At 66.2% G+C, this 22,260-nt stretch carries 13 protein-coding genes and 1 pseudogene; 8 read left to right on the top strand and 6 right to left on the bottom strand.

All coding sequences use genetic code 11. The features are described 5' to 3' along the window. The 5 genes from astD (at position 1) to OKW44_RS28735 (ending at position 6,441) form a co-directional block, all read left to right on the top strand. A complete protein-coding gene (gene astD, locus OKW44_RS28755; RefSeq protein ID WP_018418513.1) occupies positions 1–1,464 on the top strand; it encodes a succinylglutamate-semialdehyde dehydrogenase in 1,464 nt (487 codons plus the stop codon). Positions 1,465–1,476: 12 nt separating this feature from the next. Next, positions 1,477–2,817, top strand: coding sequence for an N-succinylarginine dihydrolase (gene astB / locus OKW44_RS28750; protein WP_026225472.1), 1,341 nt, complete (start codon positions 1,477–1,479; stop codon positions 2,815–2,817). Next, positions 2,801–3,883, top strand: a complete 1,083-nt coding sequence (gene astE, locus OKW44_RS28745) for a succinylglutamate desuccinylase (protein ID WP_026225471.1) — start codon at positions 2,801–2,803, stop codon at positions 3,881–3,883. Before astB ends, astE begins: the two co-directional genes overlap by 17 nt. A gap of 145 nt (positions 3,884–4,028) precedes the next feature. After that, a complete protein-coding gene (locus OKW44_RS28740) occupies positions 4,029–4,823 on the top strand; it encodes an ABC transporter substrate-binding protein (RefSeq protein WP_018418510.1) in 795 nt (264 codons plus the stop codon). Positions 4,824–5,064: 241 nt separating this feature from the next. Further along, positions 5,065–6,441 carry an EAL and HDOD domain-containing protein gene (locus tag OKW44_RS28735; protein ID WP_018418509.1) on the top strand — a complete coding sequence of 459 codons (1,377 nt, stop codon included), beginning with the start codon at positions 5,065–5,067 and terminating at the stop codon, positions 6,439–6,441. A 100-nt stretch (positions 6,442–6,541) separates the two neighbouring features. Here the strand turns inward: OKW44_RS28735 and OKW44_RS28730 are convergent, their stop codons facing one another. Continuing rightward, the gene (locus OKW44_RS28730; protein ID WP_018418508.1) at positions 6,542–7,999 is read right to left on the bottom strand and encodes an HDOD domain-containing protein; all 1,458 of its coding nucleotides are present in this window, start codon (positions 7,997–7,999) and stop codon (positions 6,542–6,544) included. 95 nt (positions 8,000–8,094) lie between these two features. After that, positions 8,095–9,910, bottom strand: a pseudogene (locus OKW44_RS28725) (putative bifunctional diguanylate cyclase/phosphodiesterase). Between the two features lie 290 nt (positions 9,911–10,200). Between OKW44_RS28725 and OKW44_RS28720 the strand changes: the two are divergent. The 3 genes from OKW44_RS28720 to OKW44_RS28710 all read left to right on the top strand — a co-directional run bounded on the left by OKW44_RS28720 (position 10,201) and on the right by OKW44_RS28710 (position 12,834). Continuing rightward, positions 10,201–11,565: an EAL and HDOD domain-containing protein gene (locus tag OKW44_RS28720; protein WP_063713702.1), complete on the top strand. Its 1,365-nt coding sequence runs from the start codon at positions 10,201–10,203 to the stop codon at positions 11,563–11,565. A gap of 172 nt (positions 11,566–11,737) precedes the next feature. Further along, the gene (locus OKW44_RS28715; protein ID WP_026225470.1) at positions 11,738–12,301 is read left to right on the top strand and encodes a peroxiredoxin; all 564 of its coding nucleotides are present in this window, start codon (positions 11,738–11,740) and stop codon (positions 12,299–12,301) included. 68 nt (positions 12,302–12,369) lie between these two features. Then, positions 12,370–12,834 (top strand): hypothetical protein, encoded by a 465-nt coding sequence (locus OKW44_RS28710; protein WP_018418504.1) that lies wholly within the window; start codon positions 12,370–12,372, stop codon positions 12,832–12,834. Between the two features lie 17 nt (positions 12,835–12,851). Here the strand turns inward: OKW44_RS28710 and OKW44_RS28705 are convergent, their stop codons facing one another. From OKW44_RS28705 to OKW44_RS28690, 4 genes are all read right to left on the bottom strand, one after another. Continuing rightward, positions 12,852–16,178: an efflux RND transporter permease subunit gene (locus tag OKW44_RS28705; RefSeq protein WP_018418503.1), complete on the bottom strand. Its 3,327-nt coding sequence runs from the start codon at positions 16,176–16,178 to the stop codon at positions 12,852–12,854. A 3-nt stretch (positions 16,179–16,181) separates the two neighbouring features. Then, the gene (locus OKW44_RS28700; RefSeq protein WP_018418502.1) at positions 16,182–19,316 is read right to left on the bottom strand and encodes an MdtB/MuxB family multidrug efflux RND transporter permease subunit; all 3,135 of its coding nucleotides are present in this window, start codon (positions 19,314–19,316) and stop codon (positions 16,182–16,184) included. A 23-nt stretch (positions 19,317–19,339) separates the two neighbouring features. After that, a complete protein-coding gene (locus OKW44_RS28695) occupies positions 19,340–20,719 on the bottom strand; it encodes an MdtA/MuxA family multidrug efflux RND transporter periplasmic adaptor subunit (RefSeq protein ID WP_026225469.1) in 1,380 nt (459 codons plus the stop codon). A gap of 430 nt (positions 20,720–21,149) precedes the next feature. Next, entirely contained in the window at positions 21,150–21,995 is an 846-nt protein-coding gene (locus tag OKW44_RS28690) for an IclR family transcriptional regulator (RefSeq protein ID WP_018418500.1), read from the bottom strand. Between the last annotated feature and the right edge of the window lie 265 nt (positions 21,996–22,260).

Below are 22,260 nucleotides of genomic sequence, written 5' to 3'. Positions count from 1 at the left end.
ATGAGCGAGCTTTTCATCGACGGCGAATGGGCCGCCGGCACAGGACCCGTATTCGCATCGCGCAATCCCGGCACGGGCGCGGTGGTGTGGCAAGGCAACAGCGCGTCGGCGGACGACGTCGATCGCGCGGTACGTAGCGCGCGCCGCGCGTTCGCCGCATGGTCGGCGCTGACGCTCGACGAGCGCTGCGCGGTGGTGCGCCGCTTCGCCGCGCTCGTGACAGAGCGCAAGGAAGCGCTCGCCGAAGCGATCGGCCGCGAGACCGGCAAGCCGCTGTGGGAGGCGCGCACCGAAGCGGCCTCGATGGCCGCGAAGGTCGAGATCTCGATTCAGTCCTACAACGAACGCACCGGCGAAAAGCGCTCGGCGATGGCCGACGGCACCGCGGTGCTGCGGCATCGTCCGCATGGCGTGGTGGCGGTGTTCGGGCCGTACAACTTCCCGGGCCATCTGCCGAACGGGCATATCGTGCCGGCGCTGATCGCCGGTAACGCGGTCGTGTTCAAGCCGTCCGAACTCGCGCCCGGCGTCGCGGCGCTGACCGTGCAGATCTGGCGCGATGCGGGGCTGCCTGCCGGCGTGCTCAATCTCGTGCAAGGCGAGAAGGACACCGGTATCGCACTCGCGAATCACCGGCAGATCGACGGTTTGTTTTTCACCGGTAGTTCGGATACCGGAACATTGTTGCACAAGCAATTCGGCGGACGGCCGGAGATCGTGCTCGCGCTCGAAATGGGCGGCAACAATCCGCTCGTGATCGGCCCGGTCGCGGACCTCGACGCCGCCGTGCACCACACGATTCAATCGGCGTTTCTGTCGGCGGGGCAGCGCTGCACGTGCGCGCGCCGCATCTTCGTGCCCGACGATGCGTTCGGCGAGCGTTTCCTCGCGCGCCTGACGGAAGTGACCGCGCGCATCGGCGTCGGTGAATACAACGCGGAGCCGCAGCCGTTCATGGGCGCCGTGGTGTCGGCGCGCGCGGCCTCGCGTTTGATCAGCGCGCAGGAGCGTCTGCTCGCGAGCGGCGCGAAGGCTCTGCTGAAAATGGAGCAGCGCGATCCGCAACTCGGCTTCGTCACGCCCGCGATTCTCGACGTGACCGACGTAAAGGAGCTGCCCGACGAGGAGCACTTCGGTCCGCTCGCGCAGATCATCCGCTACCGCAATTTCGACGACGCGCTCGAACAGGCGAACGATACGGAGTTCGGTCTCTCGGCGGGCCTGCTCGCCGACGACGAAGCGCTGTGGACGCATTTCCAGCGCACGATTCGCGCGGGCATCGTCAACTGGAACCGGCCCACCAATGGCGCATCTTCTGGAGCGCCGTTCGGCGGGCCGGGCCGCTCCGGCAATCATCGGCCGAGCGCGTACTATGCGGCCGACTACTGCGCATACCCAATGGCCTCGGTCGAGAGCGCGCAACTGAACATGCCCGCAAGCGTCTCGCCGGGCCTTCAATTCTAAGGATCGACGATGCTGCAAGCCACTGAAGCCAATTTCGACGGCCTGGTCGGCCCGACTCACAACTACGCGGGCTTGTCGTTCGGCAACGTCGCGTCGCAGAGCAACGAGAAGTCGGTCGCGAATCCGAAGGCCGCCGCGCGCCAGGGTCTGCGCAAGATGAAGCAGTTGGCGGACCTCGGCTTTCATCAGGGCGTGCTGCCGCCGCAGGAGCGTCCGTCGATGCGTCTGTTGCGCGAGCTCGGTTTTTCCGGCGACGATGCTTCGGTGATCGCGCGCGTCGCGAACAACGCACCCGAACTGCTTGCGGCGGCGAGTTCGGCCTCGGCGATGTGGACCGCGAACGCGGCGACGGTGAGCCCGTCCGCGGATACGCACGACGGCCGCGTGCATTTCACGCCGGCCAATCTGTGCAGCAAGCTGCATCGCGCGATCGAACATGAGTCGACACGCCGCACGCTGCGCGCGATGTTCAGCGACACCGACCGCTTCGTCGTGCACGAGGCGCTGCCCGGTACGCCCGCGCTCGGCGACGAGGGCGCGGCGAATCACACGCGCTTTTGCGAGCAATACAAGGCGCGCGGTGTCGAATTCTTCGTGTATGGGCGCAGCGAGTATCGTCGCGGGCCGGAACCGAAGCGCTATCCGGCGCGCCAGACGTTCGAGGCGAGCCGCGCGGTCGCGCATCGTCATGGCTTGCAGGAAGCGGCGACCGTGTACGCCCAGCAGAACCCTGAAGTGATCGACGCGGGTGTGTTCCATAACGACGTGATCGCGGTCGGCAATCGCAACACGCTGTTCTGCCATCAGCTCGCGTTCGTCGAGCAGCAGGCGGTGTACGACGAGCTGCGCGCGAAGCTCGCGAGCCTGCACGCAGGGTTCAACGTAATCGAAGTGCCCGACGCCCAGGTCAGCGTCGCCGATGCGGTGACGTCGTATCTGTTCAACAGCCAGCTACTGACTCGGCCCGATGGCAAGCAGGTGCTGGTCGTGCCGCAGGAGTGCCGCGAAAATCCGCGGGTGGCCGCGTATCTGGATGAGCTGACTTCGCACAGCGGTCCGATCGACGAAGTGCTCGTGTTCGATCTGCGCGAGAGCATGAAGAACGGTGGCGGCCCCGCATGTCTGCGTCTGCGCGTCGTACTCGACGACACGGAACGCGCGGCGGTCGCGCCGGGTGTGTGGATCGACGACACGCTGTTCGGCCGTCTCGATGCGTGGATCGAAAAGCACTACCGCGATCGTCTCGCACCCGCCGATCTGACCGATCCGAAGCTGCTGGTCGAGTCGCGCACCGCGCTCGATGAGCTGACGCAAATCCTCGCTCTGGGCTCGCTGTATGACTTCCAGCGCTGAGCACGTGATGGCGGCCCCGAGCGCGATGCTCGACGATTTTCTCGCGTGGACGCTCGCGGGTTCCCGGCCTGCCGCGCATCAAGCGCAAGGCACGTGTGCAAACGGCGTGCGCTGGACGTGGCAGGGCGACGGTGTGCTCGTCATCGAGCCCGCGGAGCGGCACGCGGACATCCGTAGCGTGCTCGTGTCGGCCGGCGTGCATGGCGACGAAACCGCGCCGATCGAACTGCTGTCGCGCATCGTCGCCGATATCGCGCAGGGCCGCGCCGTGCTTGCGTGCCGGTTGCTCGTGATTCTCGGCAACATCGAGGCGATGCGCGACGGCGGCCGCTATCGCGACGACGATCTGAACCGGCTGTTCAGCGGCCGTCATCTGCAACTGCCGCACAGTCATGAGGCGCCGCGCGCGGCCGCGCTCGAACAGGCCGCGACGCGCTTTTTCGCCGACGCGTCCGCCGCGCCCGGCGCGCGCTGGCATATCGACATGCATACGGCGATCCGCGCGTCGGTGTTCGAGCGCTTCGCGCTGTTGCCGCATACCGGCAAGCCGTTTTCGCGCGCGATGTTCGAATGGCTCGGCGACGCGCGTATCAGCGCGGTGCTGCTGCACACGACGAAGGGCAACACCTATTCGCACTTCACCGCGCAAGCGTGTGGCGCTGATGCGTGCACGCTCGAACTCGGCAAGGTGCGGCCGTTCGGCGAGAACGACCTGACGCGCTTCGAGGGCGCGGATCTCGCGGTGCGCGCGCTGCTGGCCGGCACGCGCGTGGATTCGCGAGCCAACACGCAAGCCGACGCGCAAGCCGCTTTGCCGCGTGTGTTCACCGTCGTCGATCAACTGACCAAGCAAAGCGACGCATTCGAGCTGCTGCTCGCGCCGGACGTGCCGAACTTCACGCCGCTCGTGAAGGGCAGCTTGCTGGCGCGCGACGGCGACTATCAATACACGGTGCAGCGCGACCAAGAGCGCATCGTGTTTCCGAACCCGACGGTCAAGCCCGGCCTGCGCGCCGGACTGCTCGTCGTCGACACCACCGCCGACACGCTGTCCAGACTTGTCTAGACAGGTTCCATGTACAATCGCCGGCTTCGCGGCTGTCGCATCTTTGGTCACGCCGGCCGCGCGAGTCCGAAGCGCGGCGGGCGTAATCCGCCTGTGCGCGCCGAATCGGCTCCGTTTCAGTCCACACCGTAAAGGAACATCCGTAATGAAGAAGAATTGGCCCAACCTGGCCGCGCTCGCGCTGGTCGCGACGGCGGTGTTGACGGCGGGCACCGCGTCGGCGGCTGAGATCAAGGAAGTGCGCTTCGGCGTCGAGGCGTCGTATGCGCCGTTCGAATCGAAATCGCCCGCTGGCGAGCTGCAGGGCTTCGACATCGACGTCGGCAATGCCGTGTGCGCGAAGCTGAAGGCCAAATGCGTGTGGGTCGAGAACTCGTTCGACGGCCTGATCCCGGCGCTCGAAGCGCGCAAGTTCAGCGCGATCAACTCGGACATGACGATCACCGATCAGCGTCGCCAGGCGATCGACTTCACCGATCCGATCTACACGATCCCGAATCAGATGATCGCGAAGAAGGGTAGTGCTCTGCAGCCGACGCCCGCATCGCTGAAGGGCAAGCACGTCGGCGTGCTGCAGGGCACGATCCAGGAAACCTATGCGAAGGCGCGCTGGGCGCCGGCCGGGGTCGACGTCGTGCCATATCAGACGCAGGACCAGATCTACGCGGACCTCGCGTCGGGCCGTCTCGATGCGTCGTTCCAGGACGCCGAAGCGGCATCGAAGGGCTTTCTGAAGAAGCCGCAGGGCGCGGGCTTCGAGTTCGCCGGTCCGGCCGTCAGCGACGACAAGCTGCTCGGCGCGGGTGTCGGCTACGGCGTGCGCAAGAACGACAAGGCACTGAAGGATGCGCTGAACGGCGCGTTGAAGGAGCTGAAGGCGGATGGCACGATCGACCGCCTCGCCGCCAGATACTTCGACGTGAAAGTCGTGCTGAAGTAACGATGCATCGAAGTGTGCAAAACGGCCGCTCGTTGCGAGCCGTTTTGCTTTCTGCACGCGTGTCGCAAACGTTCAACAAATATTTCGAGATATTGCCTCGTAAGCCTGTTCGTGCCCAATGACGCTGCGATAAAATTGCGACGCACACTGCCGCGCGCGACGGAGCTTTCAACGTCACAGAAACGCGCCAAACTGCAGCGAAAAACAGAACATAGCGGCCAGGCGCCGAGCGGGGACTGGAATGACCACCATCGCAATCGAGACTCTGAGCCACAGCGGCACGACCGACGACGCGTCGCTCACCGCCAGCTACGCGCGGCAGCCCATTCTGAATCGGGACGGCATGCTGTGCGGCTATGAGATCAAGGTGCGTGCGCCCGAGCTGCCGCTCGCCGACGCGGACCGCATCGCCCCGCAAGCCAATACCGATCTCCCTCCCGAAACCGACGCGTTGCCGGGCCGCGCGCCCACGCCGGTGCAACGCGTCGCGCGCGCGATCGTGCGCGGGCTCGTGCAGGGCGACGTGCGCGGCGCGCTGACCGGCCATCCGGCCTACGTCGACGTGAGCCGCGAGCTGCTGCTCGACGACGCGATCCTGAGACTGCCCGCCGAGCGCTTCATGTTTGAGCTGCCTTCATCGCTCGAAGTCGACGACGCGTTGATCGCGCGTGTCGTGTATCTGCACGGCCGCCGCTACCGCTTCGCGCTCGACGACGTCACGCAGCCCAACGAGACTTTCGCGAAGCTGCTGCCGTACGCCGAAGTCGTCAAGATCGACGTCATGCGCACACCGCGCGCGCTGCTGCCGAAGCTCGCGAGCGTGCTGAAGTCGGCTGGCAAGCTGCTGCTCGCATCAGGTGTCGATGCGCAGGCCGACTTCGAAACGGTGCACGAGCTCGGCTTCGACCGCTTCCAGGGTTATTACTTCGCGCGCGCGCAAAGCTCGGCGACGCGCCGCGTCAGCGCGCCGCGCCACGCGCTGCTCAATCTGCTGCAACTGCTCGCGGGCGACCCGACGGTCGCGCAGCTCGAAGCCGAGCTGAAGCTGAACCCGGTGCTCGTCATGCATCTGATGAAGCTCGCGAATTCGAGCGGCCTCGCGGTCGGTCACAAGGTGACGACGCTGCGCGACGCGATCAACGCGACCGGCACCGACCGCATCGCGCGCTGGACGCAGCTGCTGCTCTACGCCGACGGCCGCAAGGTCGCGCTGGAGGACGATCCGCTGCTGCAACTCGCGGCCACGCGCGCGCGCTTCATGGAACTCGCGATCGAGCGCATGCCCGAGGCGGGCCGCGACGAAGCCGATGCGGCCTTCCTGACCGGTGTGTTTTCGTTCGTCGATGCGGTGTTCGGCGGCTCGCTGGAAAAAACGCTGAACATCCTCACGCTGTCGCGGCCGATCCAGGCCGCGATCCTGCATCGCGAGGGCAGGCTGGGTCTGCTGTTGAGCGCGGTCGAAGCGCTCGAAGGCGGCGCATGGGAGCGCGTCGCCACGCTATGCGAGCGTCTTGCGCCGTTGACCGTGGAAGAGGTCGCGCAGATGGGTCTCGCGGCCGGCGCATGGGCCGGCGTCGCGGATCGCGGCGCGGAAGGGCTCGAGCGGATCGAGGATTGAGTGGGGTAAAAGCCCCACACGGTGCCCGGATGAAATCGTTTTCGGGCAAACACGGAAAGGATCGACGTGAAGCGGCGTGATCAACGATCGCGCCAAGTCTTCACATCGTCTCCATTTCGCGCATTTGCCCCTGGCCGAAAAAACGTCCTAACTCCCGTGCCAGTTCGTTGAGCACGCTCATCTCCTTCTGCGAGATGCGGCGCGCCTCCTGCGTATGCGACCAGTCGCCGTAGAGCAGCGCGACCGTCTGATCGGTTTCGTCGATGATCGGCAGCAGCACGAACGCGCGCGCATCGTCGAACGAGCGCCGGAACCACTCGGGCAGCCGCGCGACCATCTTCGGATCGCGCGCATTCTCGATGAAGATGCCCACCGAGTTCGCGATCGCGAGATGAAAAACGTCGGGTTCGAACGCGGTGTTGAACGCGAGCCGCGGCAGCGCCGCGTCGATCTTCGGCCCGAAGCCGAGACGCGCCCTGAACGATCCGTTGCTGTGCTTGACGTACACCACGGTGCGCGAGAAGCCGAGCGCCGCGAGCACGGTCTCGGCGGCCATCGCGAGCGCCGGTGCGAGCGGGCTGCCCTCGGGCAGGTCGCGCAGATCCTTCACCCCGATCTCGATGCGCGCCTCGGGTGTAAGCGCCTCGCGCGCGATCGCATCGGCATTCGCGCGTAACTCGACGATCTCGCGCATCACGCTGTCGCCGCCATCCTCGCGTGCTAGCGCGACGCTCATCTGCAGCAGCACCTCGGGGTCGGTGTTCAGCGCGCTGCTGTACTCGTGCGCAAGCTCGCCGATGCGTGCCTCGCGCTCCCCCTCGGGCATGTTCTGCTGGGTGAGCACGTCGGCGACCGCGGTCGAGTAATTGGTGATCGCGCGCAGCCACTGCACCTGGCGCGGTTGCGTCGCATCCTCCGCATCGAACTCACCCATGCCCGAGCGGATCGTGTCAGGCAGGCGCCAGCGCACCGCGGCTTCGGCGCCGATTTCATCGAACGTCACGCCGAGCACGAGCACGCACGCATCGGTTTCGAGTGCGCCGCCGTCGATATGGCGGCGAATCTGGTCCCATTCGGCGTCGAGATAGAACACGACCAGCAGCTTGCCGATCTGCCGCATCAGCGTGCAGACCACCGCTTCCTCGCCGGCGCGCAGGTCGCCGCGCTCGGTCAGCTTGCGCGCGACGCAGCCCGACAGCAGGGTGCGGTTCAGTTCGAGTTTCGCGTCGATGCGGCGCGGCGCGCTTTGGTGAAAGTGATCGACGATCTTCAGACCGACGACCAGATGGCCGACCGCATCCATGCCGAGCACCATCAGCGCGCGCGACACGGTCGTGATGTTGCCGCCGAACGCCATGTACATCGCCGAGTTCGCGAGCCGCAGCACCTTCTGCGTGAGCGCGAAGTCCGACAGCACCACTTGCACGAGGCCGGTGAAGTCGAGGTCGTCGTTGGTCACTGCCGCCATGGTGGTGCGCAGCGATTGCGACAGCATAGGGAAATCGCCGCGCTCGCTCATTCGCGTCCAGAGCCGGTCGAGCACTGCCGCCTTTACCATGTGAGTCCCGCAAAAGCCATACGTGTTCCAGTGAATGCCATGCCGGTCGTGAGCCGGCTTGTTGCGCTGCCTGGGCGTCGTGTCTGCATCGCCCGTTACGCGCCGTGCAACTGAAGCTCGCGCGATTCGAAGCGCTGCGCGAGTTCCTCGGACGGCAGCGCCTTGCAAACGAGCCAGCCCTGAATGTGATCGCAGCCCATCTCGGTGAGCAACGCGCGTTGCGCTTCCGTTTCGACACCCTCGGCTACCAGTTCGAGGTCGAGCGTCTGCGCAAGGCCAACGACAGCGCTAACGATTGCCTGATCGTTTCGCGAGGTTAGCAGATTCTCGACGAAACTCCGGTCGATCTTCAGCTTCGCGAGCGGAAAGCGCTGTAGGTACGCGAGGCTCGAATAGCCGGTGCCGAAGTCGTCGACGGCGAAGCGGATGCCCATCGCGGTCAGCTCTTCGAGCAAGCCTTTCGCGTGCGCCGGGTCGTGCATCAGCAGACTTTCGGTGATCTCGAAGACGAGGCGGCGCGGATCGATGCCGGTCAGCTCGATCGCCTCGCGCACCGAGTCCTTGAAGCGCGGATCGCGAAACTGCTGCGGCGACACGTTGACGGCCACGTACTGCAGCGAAATGCCCTTCGCGTCCCACTGGATCAGTTGCATGCACGCGACCTTCAGCACCCAGTTGCCGAGAAAGTTGATCAGCCCGATCGATTCCGCGAGCGGAATGAACATCGACGGCGGCACGAGGCCATGCACCGGATGCGTCCAGCGAATCAACGCCTCGACACCGACCACGCCCCGCGTGCGGCTGCTCGTGATCGGCTGGAAGTGTAGCGAAAACTCGCCGTTGCGTACGCCGTCGTAGAGGTCGGCCTCGAGTTTAAGGCGCTCGGCGTCGGCCGGGTTGTCGTCGGGTACGTAGAACGCCAGCGTGTTGCCGCCCGCGGCCTTCGCCTGCAACAGCGCGTGGTCGGCCCAGCGCAGCAGGTGCGTGTCGTGGCCGCCGGTGTCGTTGGCGTGGCGCACGTCCGGGTATAGCGCGATGCCGATGCTGGCCGACAGGTGCACCTGCTGACCCTTGAACACGTACGGCTGCTGGATCGCGGTCAACAGACGCCGCGCCAGCGCTTCGGCGGGCCGCCGCCGCGTCGGTACGGCTCGCGGCAGGCTTCACGAGGATCGCGAACTCGTCGCTGGCGACGCGCGCGATCGTTTCGTTCGGGCTCGTCATGTTCAACAGGCGCCGCGACGTGTCTCGCAGCATCTCGTCGCCGGCGTCGTAGCCGAGTGCGCGATTCACGCGCTGATAGTCGTCGAGATCGAGCAGCAACAGCGCGACCGGCGTGCCGTGCGCGTCGGCCTTCTGTTGCGCGTCGAGCAACGCGTGCAGCAAGCCCGACTGGTTCGGCAGGCTGGTCAGCCGGTCCAGATGCAGCGCCTGGGTCAGGCGCTCTTCGGTGGCACGCCACGACGACACGTCGAAGCCGGCGATCGCGTAGCCGTCGACGCCGTCGTGGCTGCTGCGCACGACCCGCAGCTCGACCGTGATCGGATAGGTCAGCGACTTGACGAGCCCGAGCGTCGCTTTCTCGACGTTGCCCGAGGCCGCCGCGAGCTTGAGCAGCGCGTCGAGGCGCGGCACGTCGGCGGGCGCGACCAGATCGTGCAGCGTCGCGGTTTTCAGGTATTCGCGGTGATAGCCGATGAAGCGCAGGCTCGCGTCGGACACGTAGATGAAGCGCAGCGCATCGTCGACGTGCGCGAGCAGATCGACCGCGCCGACCACCTGTTCCAGTGGGGGCGGGCGGTTCGCGCTGCGCGGCTGGTCGTCGTCCTCGCGCCGGCCGAACGCCCGCAGCCGGTCGATGACCGTGCGCAAGGAGCCCCGGCGGGGCGCGGTGATCGTGTTCGCTTCCATGTTTGTCGCTGGCAACCTGGGTTCGTCCGCGGGCGGGGCTGCTTGTCCGCCGGTCCGGGCGGCCAGGAGATAGCAGGCCGCCCCATCAGAACGAGATAACGACGCATGCGGGGAAATCTTTAGCGGCCCGTGGAGAAAAACATCTGGTAAGGAGACGCCCGGCGCCGTCGCCGGGACGATTCGGTTAAAGTGACGCCGCTTCGCGGCCGTTAATACGGCGAATCCCCTTTATTTGGCGACGCTGATGACGTCGCGCTGCATAGACTTTCCGAACCTTGCACTGATGATCCATGTCCGAACGCCCCGTCGTCAGGTCCGCCAGAGCCCCACGGCCCGTCCCGCGGGACGTCGAGGTGCGTGATGCCCTCGCCGGCGTGTCGGCCGGCTTTCGTGAGCACGGGCAGCTGGACGCTGCCCCGCAGTACGTCTATGTCGGCCGCCAGCCGATTCTCGATCGCGATGGCGCGCTTCACGCCTACGAGCTGCTGTTCCGTGCCGGAACGTACAACTACGCCGAAATCAGCGACGACACGCAGGCCACCGCGCAGGTGGTCGCGCGCACGATCGGCGGAATCGGCGTACCCGCCGTGCTCGGCCAGCATCGCGGCTTCGTCAATATTGATCGCGCGCTGCTCTTTAGCGACATCGTCCATCTGATGCCGCCCGAGCGCTTCGTGCTCGAAATCCTCGAAACCGTGCGCTACGACGCCTCGCTCGCCCGTCGTCTCGGCGAGTTGCGCAGCGCCGGCTTCCAGGTCGCGCTCGACGACGTGCACGATCTGTCCGACGAGCTGAGCGCGATGCTGCCGTACGCCGACATCGTCAAGATCGATTTCCTGCAGACGCCGCGCCGCGCCGTCGCGGAGCTCGCGTCGACGCTGCGCGGCCAGGGCAAGACGCTGCTCGCCGAGAAGGTCGAGACACGCGAGGACTTCGCGCTCGCCCACGAGCTCGGTTTCGATCTGTTCCAGGGCTACTTCTTCGCGCGGCCGCAGGTGCTGGCCGCGCCGCGCAACCGCTCGCTGCGTCCGGGCCTGCTGCGGCTGCTCGCGCTGCTATCGCGCGACGCCGGCATCGTCGAGCTCGAGGCGGAGCTGAAGGTCAACCCGGGCGTGGTCGTGCAACTGCTGCGGCTCGTCAATTCGAGTGCATTCGGCCTCGGGCGCAACATCGCGTCGCTGCGCGAGGCGATCATCGCGACCGGCACGCGGCAGATCGCGCGCTGGGCGCAACTGCTGTTGTACTCGGATACCGGCGACCTGCCGTGGCGCGCCGATCCGCTCGTGCAACTGGCGGCGACGCGCTCGCGCTTCATGGAGCTCGCCGCGGCCTGGCTGCGTCCGGCCGACGGCGAATTCGCCGACGCCGCGTTCATGACCGGGATTTTTTCGCTCGTGCATATCGTGCTCGACAGCACGCCGGACGCGGTGCTCGAGAAACTCGGCCTCGCGCCGCAGATTCGCGACGCGATCGTCGCGCGCAAGGGCGAACTGGGCGCGCTGCTGCTGATCGCCGAGGTCGCGGGCGAGGGCGGCGACGCGGCGCCCGTCGCGACGGCGGCGGGCTTACACGCGCTGACGCCCGACGTGCTGTCGGAGCTGAACCTGTCGGCGGCGGCGTGGTTCGGCGCGCACGTGGCGGAATTGGGCGTTTGATGCGTCGAGCTCGCGCGCCGCACCCTTTCGATTCGCCTTGTGATCCGGGCGACGAGCCACGCCGCGTGCGCATCCGTGGTCCAATAGGGAGTTCAGCGACGGCCTGTGACGTCGGCCGAAGCTCTCTCCGATGGACCCGATCAATTGCGTGCGCTCACGCGTAGAGGAGCAGATGAAGACAAAACACATACCGGCGGTACTGGCCGCCATCATGGCGTTCGGATTCACAATGCATTCGCCGCTCGCCTCGGCAACCCTGAATCCCGGCGATACGGCTCCGACGTTTACCGCCGAGGCCTCGCTCGGCGGCAAGACCTACACGTATTCGCTCGCCGACGAACTGAAGAAGGGCCCGGTCGTGCTGTACTTCTATCCGGCCGCGTTCACGAAGGGCTGCACGATCGAGGCGCACCAGTTCGCCGATGCGGTCGACGAATACAAGAAGTACGGCGCGACGGTGATCGGCGTGTCGCACGACAACATCGATACGCTGACGAAGTTTTCGGTCAGCGAATGCCGCAGCAAATTCCCGGTCGCGGCCGACGCCGACGCGAAAGTGATCAATGCGTACGACGCGGCCATGCCCTTGAAGGCCGGCATGGCGAATCGCGTGTCGTACGTGATCTCGCCCGACGGCAAGATCATCTACGAGTACACGAGCCTGTCGCCCGACAAGCATGTCGAGAACACGCTGAACGCGCTCAAGGAGTGGGCGGCCGCGCATAAGGGGCAGTGAGGGGCCGTGCGCGGTGTCGCGTTTGCCCGCGCTAGCCGACTAAAAACGTTTTGCCAGATGAGTTTGCGATGCCGATTGTCGTTGCGTTGATTGCGCTGATCGCGCTGGGGTACGGCGCGGTGCGTGCCTTTTATGCGCTGCAGGCCGCTTTCGGGCTGGCGGTGGCGGAGGGTGTGGCTGTGCTGGTTGCGTTGCTGATCGCCGGTGCGCTCGCGTACTGGCGGCAGCGGCGCCGCGAAGTCGCGCCGAACGTGCGCGACGGCGACTGGACGCACGAATTGAAGGGCAGTTGGGGCTCGGTGCGGCTCGCGGCGGACAAGCGGCTCTGCGAGATTCGCGTCGGCGACCAGCAGGGCGCGTATATCTTCGCCGATCTGCTCGCCGCCGAAGCACAGGGCCGCGACGCACAGGCGCGGCTCGCGCTGAAGGTCAAGGACTCACGGCACGGCGAGTGGCTCGTGCCGATGTCGAACGAGCGGGCGGCGCGCCGATGGCAGCGGATTTTCTCGCTGGCCATCGAGCAGAAGCTGTGAGCGCCACCTTCACTACATCATGACGACGTCGGCGCTGCGCCACCCGCGCGCCGTGCCTTTCTCGCCTCCCAGCGCACGCGGATGCGATCCATGTACAGATAGACGACCGGCGTCGTATAGAGCGTCAGCATCTGGCTGACGATCAGCCCGCCGACGATCGAAATACCGAGCGGCGCGCGCATCTCCGCGCCTTCGCCGCTGCCGAACGCGAGCGGCAACGCGCCGAGCAGCGCGGCGAAGGTGGTCATCATGATCGGCCGGAAGCGCAGCAGACAGGCCTGGTAGATCGCGTCGCGCGACGACATTCCCTTGCGCGACGCGTCGATCGCGAAGTCCACCATCATGATCGCGTTCTTCTTCACGATGCCGATCAGCAGGATCACACCGATCAGCGCGATGATGCTGAACTCGGTCTTGAACAGCAGCAGCGCGAGCAGCGCGCCGACGCCCGCGGACGGCAGCGTCGACAGGATCGTCAGCGGGTGGATGTAGCTCTCATACAGGATGCCGAGCACGATATACACCGCCGCGAGCGCGGCGAGGATCAGGATCGGCTGGTCGGACATCGACTGCTGGAACGCCTGCGCGGTGCCCTGGAAGCTGCCGTGAATCGTGGCGGGCATGCCGATTTCGGCCATCGTGTCGTAGATCGCCTGGGTGGCGGTGGACAGCGACACGCCCGGCGGCAGGTTGAACGAGATCGTCGAGGCGACGAACTGGCTCTGGTGATTGACCGATAGCGGCGTGGTGCCCGGCCCGAAGCTCGCGATCGCCGACAGCGGCACCATCGTTTCCTTCGCGGTCGACACCGCCGAGCCCGACGACGCGCTCGACTTGCCGCTCGCCGCGATGGAATTGATGGCCTGATTGCGCGCGGAGTCGGCTGCGATGCTGGCCGCGCTCGTCGCGGTGGTGGCGCCCGTGCCGCCGGTTGCCGCGCTCGTCGTGGTCGACGTGCTGGTCGCTCTGGACGTCACGGTGCCGGCCGGCGCGTTGGTGGTCTGCGCGCCGCTCGCGCTGCCGCCCGACGTGCTGACGAAAATCTGCTTCAGCATCTCCGGGCTCTGCCAGTATTGCGGCGCGACTTCCATCACGACGTGATACTGGTTCAGCGGGTTGTAGATCGTCGACACCTGGCGCTGGCCGAACGCGTCATACAGCGTGTTGTCGATCTGCGCGGGCTTGATGCCGAGGCGCGATGCCGTGGCGCGGTCGATCGTCACCATCGCTTCGAGACCGCCTTGCTGCTGGTCGGAGTTCACGTCCGCGAGCTCCTTGCGTGCCTGCAGCGCCTCGGTGAGCTTGGGCCCCCACTTGTACAGATCGGGCGTCGAGTCGGCGAGCAGCGTGAACTGATACTGCGCGTTCGACTGCCGGCCGCCGACGCGGATGTCCTGCACCGCCTGCAGGAACGTGCGCGCGCCGGCCACGTCGCCGAGCGGCGCGCGCAGTTGCTGGATCACCTGGTCGGCGGACAGCTTGCGTTCGCTCTTCGGCTTCAGCGACACGAACATGAAGCCCGAGTTGGTCTGCCGGCCGCCGGTGAAGCCGACCACGCTGTCGACCGCGGGGTTCTTGCCGACGATCGCCATCATCTCCGAGAACTTGCCTTTCATCGCCTGGAACGACGTGCTCTGGTCGGCCTGGATGCCGCCGATCAGGCGCCCCGTGTCCTGCTGCGGGAAGAAGCCCTTTGGCACGATGATATAAAGCGCCACGTTCAGCGCGATGGTCAGCAGCAGAACCATGACGATCAGGAGCGGATGCACGAGCGCCCAGCCGAGCGTGCGCTCGTAGCCGCGATGCATCGACGTGAAGCCGCGTTCGAGCCAGCGGCCGAAGCGGTTTTCCTCATGCTTTTCGTGCGGCTCGCGCAGGAGGCGCGAGCACATCATCGGCGTGAGCGTCAGCGATACGACCAGCGACACCGCGATCGCCAGCGACAGCGTCAGCGCGAACTCACGGAACAGCCGCCCGACGATGCCGCCCATCAGCAGGATCGGCAGGAACACGGCGACGAGCGAGATGCTGATCGACATCACCGTGAAGCCGACCTCGCGCGCGCCGAGGAACGCCGCTTTCATGCGCGGCACGCCGTCTTCGATGTGGCGCGAGATGTTTTCGAGCACGACGATCGCGTCGTCGACGACGAAGCCGGTCGCGATGGTCAACGCCATCAGCGACAGATTGTCGATCGAGAAGCCCATCAGGTACATCGCGCCGAACGTGCCGACGATCGAGATCGGCACGGCCACGCTCGGAATCAGCGTGGCGCGCCAGTTGCGCAGGAACAGGAACACGACCATCACGACGAGCGCGATCGCGATCACGAGCGTGCGCCCGGTGTCCTTCAACGACGCGCGGATCGTCGTCGAGCGGTCCGAGGTCGGCGCGATGTCGACGTCGGCGGGCAGCGACGCGTGCAGTTGCGGCAGCATCGCCTTCACGCGGTCGACGGTCTCGATGATGTTCGCGCCCGGCTGCCGGTACAGGATCACGAGCACCGAGCGCTTGCCATTGAAGAGACCGAGATTGCGCAGATCTTCGACCGAATCGACGACTTCGCCCATGTCGGAGAGTTTGACCGGCGCGCCGTTGCGATAGGCAATGACGAGGTCCTTGTATTGCGACGCCTTGCTCGCCTGGTCGTTGGTGTATAGCTGTACGCGGTTCTCGCCGAACTCGATCGAGCCCTTCGGGCTGTTCGCGTTGGCCGCGGCGAGCGCCGCGCGCACGTCCTCGAGGCCGATGCCGTAATGCGACAGCGCGTGCGGCAGCAACTCGACGCGCACGGCCGGATTCGCCGAACCGCTGACATCCACTTCGCCAACCCCCTGCACCTGCGACAACGACTGCTGCAGCACCGTCGCAGCCGAATCGTAGAGCTGGCCCGCCGTCCGCGTGCTCGACGTCAGGGCGAGAATCAGGATCGGCGCGTCGGCCGGGTTGACCTTGTGGTAGGTCGGGTTGCTGCGCAGGCTCGCGGGCAGGTCGGCGCGCGCTGCGTTGATCGCCGCCTGCACGTCGCGCGCGGCGCCGTTGATGTTGCGGTTCAGGCCGAACTGCAGCGTGATGCGCGTCGAGCCGACCGAGCTCTGCGACGTCATCTCGGTGACGTCGGCGATCGAGCCGAGATGCCGCTCGAGCGGACTCGCGACGCTCGTCGCGACGGTCTCCGGGCTCGCGCCCGGCAGCGTCGCCTGCACCGAGATGGTCGGGAAGTCGACCTGCGGCAGCGGCGCGACCGGCAGCTTCGTGAACGCGAATACCCCCGACAGCGCGATGCCGATCGCCAGCAGCGTGGTGGCGACCGGACGGGAGATAAACGGACGCGACAGGTTCATCGCTCAGTTCCTTGCATCGGTGGCCGGCGGCGTGGCGCTACCGGACGAATCGCCTCGGTTAAAGCGCTCGCGCAGCCGGCGGCCGAGCGAATCGAACGCAAGGTAGATCACCGGCGTCGTGAACAGGGTCAGCAGCTGGCTCACGATGAGGCCGCCGGCAATCGCGATACCGAGCGGCCGGCGCAGCTCCGAGCCCGCGCCGGTGCCGAGCATCAGCGGCAGCGCGCCGAGCAGCGCGGCGAGCGTGGTCATCAGGATCGGCCGGAAGCGCAGCAGACACGCCTGGTAGATCGCCTCGCGCGGCGGCTTGCCTTCCTCGCGCTCGGCGTAGAGCGCGAAGTCGATCATCATGATCGCGTTCTTCTTCACGATACCGATCAGCAGCACGATGCCGATGATGCCGATGATGTCGAGATCGTGGCCGGTGATCAGCAGCGCGAGCAGCGCGCCGACGCCGGCCGACGGCAGCGTCGACAGAATCGTGATCGGATGGATGAAGCTCTCGTACAGCACGCCGAGCACGATGTACATCGTGACGATCGCGGCGAGGATCAGGAACAGCTCGTTGGCGAGCGACGCCTGGAACGCGAGCGCCGCGCCCTGGAAGCGCGTCTGGAACGACGCGGGCAGACCGACGTCCTTCTCGGCCCGCTGGATCGCCTGCACGGCTGCGCCGAGCGACGAACCCGGCGCGAGGTTGAACGACACCGAGGTGGCCGGGAACTGGCTCAGGTGCGTGACCAGCAGCGGCGCGGGCCGCTCGATGAACTTCGCGATCGACGATAGCGGCACCTGGCCGCCCGTCGACGTGGAAGAGGGCAGGTAGATCGAGTTCAGCGAGGTGGTGTAGTGCTGCATCGTCGGCTGCGCTTCGAGAATCACGCGGTACTGGTTCGACTGCGTGAAGATCGTCGAAATGATGCGCTGGCCGAACGCGTCGTACAACGCGTTGTCGATGGTGGCCGGTGTGATGCCGAAGCGCGCGGCGGTCGCGCGGTCGATCTCGATGAATACCGAGCGGCCGTTGTCCTGCAGATTGGTTGCGACGTCCGCGAGCTCGGGCGACTGCTTGAGCCGGTCGACCAGCTTCGGCACCCACGTGGTGAATTCGCTGATGTTCGGATCGGTCAGCATGAACTGATACTGCGTCGGGCTGACGGTCGAGTCGATCGTCAGGTCCTGCACCGGCTGCATGTAGAGCGAGGCGCCTGGAATGTGCGCGACGTCCTTCTGCAACTGGCGGATCACGTCGCTCGCGGTATGGCTGCGGTCGTCGCGCGGCTTCAGGTTGATCAGCATGCGGCCGCTGTTCAGCGTGATGTTGGTGCCGTCCACGCCGATGAACGAGGTCAGGCTTTCGACGTCCGGGTTCTTCAGGATCTGGTCGGCGAGCGCCTGCTGACGCTCGGCCATCGACGCGAACGACACCGACTGCGGCATCTGCGTGATCGCCTGGATCACGCCGGTGTCCTGCACCGGGAAGAAGCCCTTCGGCACGTACACGTACAGCAGGCCGGTCAGCACCAGCGTGAGCACCGCGACGACCAGCGTGGAGCGCTGACGGTTCAGCACCCACGTGAGCGCGACCGCGTAGCGCGCGATCACCCAGTCGATGAAGCGGTGCGCCTTCGCCTCGAAACGGTGACTGTCGTGCGGCGGCGTGTGGCGCAACAGCTTCGCGCACATCATCGGCACGAGCGTCAGCGACACGACCGCGGAGATGACGATCGTCACCGCGAGCGTGATCGCGAATTCGTGGAACAGGCGCCCGACCACGTCGCCCATGAAGAGCAGCGGAATCAGCACCGCGATCAGCGAGACCGTCAGCGAAATGATCGTGAAGCCGATCTGCTTCGAGCCCTTCAGCGCGGCTTCGAGCGCCGTGTCGCCTTGCTCGACGTAGCGCGCGATGTTCTCGATCATCACGATCGCGTCGTCGACGACGAAGCCGGTGGCGATGGTCAGTGCCATCAGCGACAGGTTGTCGAGCGAGAAGCCGCACAGGTACATCACCGCGAGCGTGCCGATCAGCGACAGCGGCACCGACAGGCTCGGAATGATCGTCGCGTAGATGTTGGCGAGGAACAGGTACATCACCAGCACGACCAGCACGACCGACATCGCCAGTTCGAACTGCACGTCGCGCACCGACGCGCGGATCGTCGTGGTGCGGTCGGTGACGACCTGGACGTCGAGCGCGGCGGGCAGCGACTGCTGCAGCTGCGGCAGCAGCGCCTTGATGCTGTCGACCACCTGGATCACGTTCGCGCCCGGCTGGCGCTGCACGTTCAGGACGATCGCGGGCGTGTTGTCGACCCACGCGCCGAGCTTGGTGTTCTCCGGACCCGAGACGATGCTCGCGACGTCGGTCAGCATCACGGGACGGCCGCTCTTGTACGCGACCACCGCGCTCTTGTACTCGTCGGCGTCGGTCAACTGGTCGTTCGAGTTGATCGTGTAGTTGCGCGTCGGGCCGTCGAAATTGCCCTTCGGCGTGTTGACGTTCAGGTTCGAGACCGTGGTGCGCAGGTCGTCGAGATTCAGGCCGTACGCGGCGAGCGCGCGCGGGTTCGCCTGAATGCGGATCGCCGGGCGCTGGCCACCCGACAGGCTGACGAGACCCACCCCCGCGACCTGCGAAATTTTCTGTGCGAGACGCGTGTCGGCGAGATCCTGCACCTGCGTGAGCGGCAGTGTCTTCGACGTGATCGCGAGCGTGATGATCGGCGCGTCGGCGGGGTTGACCTTCGCGTAGATCGGCGGCGCGGGCAGGTCGGACGGCAGCAGGTTGCCTGCCGCGTTGATCGCCGCCTGGACCTCCTGCTCGGCGATGTCGAGCGGCAGGTCGAGGCTGAACTGCAGCGTGATGATCGACGAGCCGGCCGAGCTTTGCGACGACATCTGGTTCAGCGACGGCATCTGCCCGAACTGCCTCTCGAGCGGCGCCGTCACCGAGGACGTCATCACGTCCGGGCTCGCGCCCGGATAGAAGGTCTGCACCTGGATCGTCGGATAGTCGACCTCGGGCAGCGCGGACAGCGGCAGAAAGCGCAGCGCGACGAGGCCGACCAGCATGATCGCCGCCATCAGCAGCGCGGTGCCGACAGGACGCAGAATAAACGCGCGGGATGGATTCATGCGGTAAGTGCCGTGCCTTTACTTTATTGCGATGCTTGCGCCGCGTGCCGGCCGCGATGCGCGTGCGCGCCCGAGGCGGCCGAGGCGCCCGCCGGAGCGCTCGCGCCGGACGCGCCACGCGGCCGCTCGGCCGGAATCGTGATCTTCGCGCCTTCGCGCAGCCGGTCCGAACCGTCGACCACGACGCGCTCGCCGACCGCGAGGCCCGACTGGATGCTGGTGCGCTCGCCGTCGACCGGGCCGACCTTGACCTGGCGCACGGTGACCGTGTTGTCGGCCTTCACGACGTACACGAAGGTACCCATCGAGCCGTTGAGCACCGCCGAGGTCGGCACGATCACCGCGTTCCTGATCGTATCGACGAGCAGGCGAGTGTTGACGAACTGGTTCGGGAACAGGCCGTTGTCCTTGTTCTCGAAGATCGCGCGCAGTTTGATCGTGCCGGTGGTCGTGTCGATCTGATTGTCCATCGTCTTTAGCGTGCCGACTTCGAGCGGATGCATGTTGCTGCGGTCGTACGCGGTGGCCGATAGCGACTCGCCGTTCTGCGTGTGCTGGATGATCTGCTGCAGATTGTCTTCGGAGGTCGTGAACACCACGCTGATCGGATCGAGCTGCGTAATCACGACGATGCCGTTGGTGAGGCCCGAGGTCACGTAGTTGCCCGGGTCGACCTGGCGCAGACCGACGCGTCCCGACACCGGCGCGGTGATGCGCGCGTACACGAGGTCGAGCTTGAAGCTGTCGACGTTCGCCTGGTCGGCCTTCACGGTGCCCTCGTATTGCCGTACCAGCGACGCCTGGGTGTCGACCTGCTGACTTGCTATCGAGTCCTGCGCGAGCAGCGTCTGATAGCGCTTCAGATCGAGCCGTGCAGTGGCGAGCAGCGCCTCGTCGCGCACTAGCGTGCCCTCGGCGTTGCGCAGCGAAATTTCGTACGGACGCGGGTCGATCTGGGCCAGTACGTCGCCTTTCTTGACCATCTGGCCTTCCTTGAAATAGACGTCCTGCAGCACACCGCTGAGCTGCGGCAGCACGGTGACGGTGGCGAGCGGCGTGACCGTGCCAAGCGCGGTCAGCACGACCGGCATCTCGCCCTGCGTCGCGGCGGCGACGTGCACCGGCTGCGCCATGTTGGCCATCGCGTTCGGACCGCCGCGGCCGAAGCGGCCGCTGCGCGCGCCGCTCGCCGCACCCGGCGCGCTCGCGCCGCTGCCGGGCCCGCCCCACGGATGCCAGCGCCACAGCACGACGCCGAGCACGACCAGCGCCGCGACGATCAGCGCGACGGTGCGGCCGCGGTGGCGTTTCACCGCGCCGGGCGCGCTAGATTGCGCGCCGTTCGCGGACGGCTGGGATGCGGCAGGGCGTTGGGTTTCCGGGTGCTTTTGTTGTTCGTCCATCGGTTCGGTCGGGTGGCTGGCTTGATGATGTGAGCCGCCGATGCGGTCGCCGCCATTCGAAGGGCGGCGGCCCACATGGGCGGCATGTCAGGCGGTCGTGGCGGCGGGCGCCGCGCAATGTTCAGCGCGATGCTACCCGAGGCGCGGGACAGAGATGTTAACGCAATGCGGAATCATCACGGCTGGACGCGGCCGTTTCGACGGCGCTCACGGCTCGCGGCGCGCGGTCCCGCGACGGGATGCGTGATCGTACGTTGCGGCGTCTGTAACAGTCCAGCCGCGTATTTTTCGGTTGATTACGAAGGTTACAGGATGTCGGCGAATTGTCGGGCGAGGGCGGGCCGCCGTCGCCACTCTCGCGGATCGCGGGCGGCTGGCGCCGGGTTCGATCCGCGCGGGGCGCCGTTTGGCGCCCGTTGCCGCCGACGGCTTATTCGTCGAGCCGGCGCCCCGGCGTGCCGCCGATCTCCAGTACGATCTTGTCGATGCATTCGAGCAGCGCGGGCGCGGCGTGAGTGATCAGCCAGTCGCGCGGACATTGGTCCGCCGAGCCGCCGCAATTGACTGCGTAGCGCTCGCCCGACGGTCCGACGAAGCCGAGCGCGATCGCGTTCAGCCCGTTGTACCACTCGCCGGTGGCGATTGCGAAGCCCCGCTCGAGGGTGTCCTGGATCCCGCTTGCGAGACGGCTGCCGATATAGCCCCAATCGTCACCTTCGGCCGTCTGCAGGCCGACCAGCAGACGGTCGCGGTCGGGTGGCGCGAGCGCCGCGAGGTACGCCCGGCCGACCGCGGTGCGCGTCAAACTCATGCGCGAACCGATTTCGAGTCGCGACACGAGCACCGCCGAACGCGGCCGGATCGCGTCGATGACGACCATGTCGTAGCGGTCGCGCACCGCGAGATGCACTGACAACGCAGTGCGTTCCGCGAGTTCGATCAGAAACGGCCGCGCGCGCGAGCGGATGTCGAAGTTGCGCAGAAAGCCGTTGCTCAGTTCGAGCACCGACGAGGTCAGCACGAAGCGCTCGCTGTCGGGTAGTCGCAGCAGAAAACCGGTGCCCACGAGCGTCGCGGTGATGCGCGACATGGTGGGCTTCGGGATGCCGGTCAACTCGGCGAGTTCGCGATTGCTGAGCGGTGCGTGCGCGGCCGCGACGGCGCGCAGTACGGTCAGGCCGCGCGCGAGCGCGGTGACTTCATCGCCTGGGCCGTCTCGATCTTTGCTGGCGGGGACTTTGGTGGCGACAGGTTGGTTCGGAGTGGATCGGTTCATGCGTTTTTTTGGAACAGCATTTCAAATTGTTCGTGCGACAACTGTTGACGGCCGCTCACAGAGGACAGGGGCATCTCGAAACCGGGGCACCCATTCATATATATTTAAGAAAAGTCATTGTATCGGAAGAAATTGCCGATCGATGGTCGAGTAAAACTTTTTGCTTGACTTAGTCAGCATAACCATAAAAAATGGAACCTCATTTCGAAAGTCGCCTTGTCTCCGCAGCATTATGGTGCGCGTGGGCGGAAAATCCCAAAATCCA

The organism is Paraburkholderia lebeckiae (assembly GCF_050436325.1).
GTDB lineage: Bacteria > Pseudomonadota > Gammaproteobacteria > Burkholderiales > Burkholderiaceae > Paraburkholderia > Paraburkholderia tuberum.
This window is presented reverse-complemented; position numbering and strand designations above follow the sequence as displayed.